A 2,016-nucleotide genomic window follows, 5' to 3' on the forward strand; every position below is an offset into this window, starting at 1 on the left:
GCCGTGGGGGCGATCAGGATGGGGGCAGGGCTCGGGTCAGGGGCCGCCCTCCGGGACGTCAGCGCTTGGCGCTGATGCGGTGTACGGAGTCGAGGAGCTGCTCGCCCGCCGCGGCCTTGTCGACCACGAAGGCCGTACCGCGCGCCACGGTCACGTGGTTCGGGTTGGGGCCGGTGGCCAGGGTGGCTATGACGGAGCCCTGGCGCGGGTCCACGACGGAGGTGGTGCCGGGGGTGCGGTTGGCGACGAAGACGTTGCCGGAGCGCGGGTCGGCGGCGACGGACAGTGGGGCCTCGCCGGTCTTCACGCTCCGCGTCACCTTGCCCTTGCGCAGGTCGACGACGGAGAGGGTGCCGGCCTTGTTGTCGGCGGTGTAGGCGGTGCGGCCGTCGCGGGAGAGCGCGATGGAGATGGGGCCCTGGCCGGTGGGGATCAGCTTGGGCTCGTTCGAGTAGCGCGAGACGGCGATGATGTTGCTGTTGGTCAGGTCGGTCGCGTAGACCGTGCCGGTCCGCTTGTTGACCGCGAGCCCGGTGGTGCCGGCGCCCTCGACCGTCACCCGCTTCTTCTCCTTGAAGGTGCGGGTGTCGAAGCCGACGATGCTGCCGTCGCCGAAGCCGCTGGCCCAGGCCGTGTTGTGGCGCTCGTCCACGACGATCTCGCGGGCGTGCTTCACGCCGGGCACCGTGGCGAGGTGCTTGCCGGTGCGCTGGCTGTAGACGGCCACCGAGTCGTTGCGGGTGTTGGTGGTCCACACGGTGTTGTGCTCGTCGTCCACGGCCACGCCGTACACGGCCTCCACAGCCTTGGTGGCGGCGTCCGTGACCGGCGGGGTGATGGCGGCCTTCGTCTTCAGCGACTTGGGGTCGACCTTGAGCAGCTGCGACTGCGTGACCGGCGGGCGGCCGACGGCCGTGGTCGCCCACAGCACGTGGTTCCGCTCGGAGTACGAGGACTGGTACAGGCCGCGGGCCAGCTGCGCGGAGTCGACCTTGTACGAGGCGTGGTGGTGCGGTCGGTGGTGCGCGGGAGCGGCCGGGGCGGCGGTGGCGGCACCGGCGGCGCCGAGGACGGTGCCCGCGGCGAGGACGACGGCGGCGGACCGGCGGACGAGCGTGTGGGCGGCGTGCTGGTGTCTGACGGTCATCGTCACTACTCCCCAAAGAACAGGCATGGACGCCGAAGAAGGCAGGCGTGGACGGCATCCGGGCGGTGTCGCCTCGGACGATCGTCAGCTTAGCTTAGGGTTACCTAAGTAGTCAGGGGGGTGGGTGTGACGGAAGTGACGAGTCCGGTTCGGTGGCGCCGAGGCTCGTACGGGCCTCAGTGCTGTAGCGACGAGCCGAACCCCGCCGCCAGCGGCATCCGCAGCCCCAGCGGCGGCGGCGCCGCCAGCGCGTCGGCGACCGGCCGCGAATACCCGCGCGCGAACAGCGACCCCAGCATGAAGTCCACGGCCAGCGCGGTGACTTCGGAGCGGTGCTGATGCAGGGCGTGCCCGTCCGAATGGACCTCGAAGCGGCAGACGTCCCGGTTGACCTTCTTGGCGCGCTCCGCGAGGCGGTAGGAGAGATCCGGGTCGGTGCGCGCGTCATTGGTGCCGTGCGCGATCAGCACCTGCCGCCCGGCCAGCTGCTTGACCGGGTCGGGGCCGAGACCGGCGTTGGCGGCGATATCGGCGTTGACGGCACTGTTGGCATTGTCGGGATCAAGGACGGATTCGGGGCCGGCCTCGGGGTCGGGGAGCCAAGGGCCCAGCGCCAGCACGGAGTTGACGGCCGGATGGCCCGCCGCGCGCAGCGCGGCACGCGCGCCCATGCCCGTACCGATCAGGCAGACCGGCACATCGCCGTAGCGGCGTACGACCTCGTCGGGGGGCCCCCCCGCGGCCCCCCCCCGCTGGGCCGCGGCGCCCGTCCACCCCCCGCCCCCGGAGGGCACCCCCGGGACGACCAGCCCCTCCCGGCGGCCCCCCCCCGCGCCGCCCCCCGCCCCCCGGCGCCCCCCCCCCCCCCC

At 73.0% G+C, this 2,016-nt stretch carries 2 protein-coding genes; both read right to left on the reverse strand.

The window, feature by feature from the left end; translation table 11 throughout:
• Window positions 1-58: 58 nt before the first annotated feature.
• Window positions 59-1,147, reverse strand: coding sequence for a YncE family protein (locus ACFU99_RS41835; RefSeq protein ID WP_384403532.1), 1,089 nt, complete (start codon window positions 1,145-1,147; stop codon window positions 59-61).
• 176 nt (window positions 1,148-1,323) lie between these two features.
• Window positions 1,324-2,016: hypothetical protein (locus tag ACFU99_RS41840; protein WP_384403534.1), on the reverse strand; the 693-nt coding region annotated here is incomplete at its 5' end.

The sequence above is a fragment of the Streptomyces sp. NPDC057654 genome (genome assembly GCF_042800135.1).
Lineage (GTDB): Bacteria > Actinomycetota > Actinomycetes > Streptomycetales > Streptomycetaceae > Streptomyces.

Bases quoted from the DNA above. Each gene is read 5' to 3' on its own strand.
- ACFU99_RS41835 (WP_384403532.1), bottom strand. From the start codon at position 1,147: ATGACCGTCAGACACCAGCACGCCGCCCACACGCTCGTCCGCCGGTCC.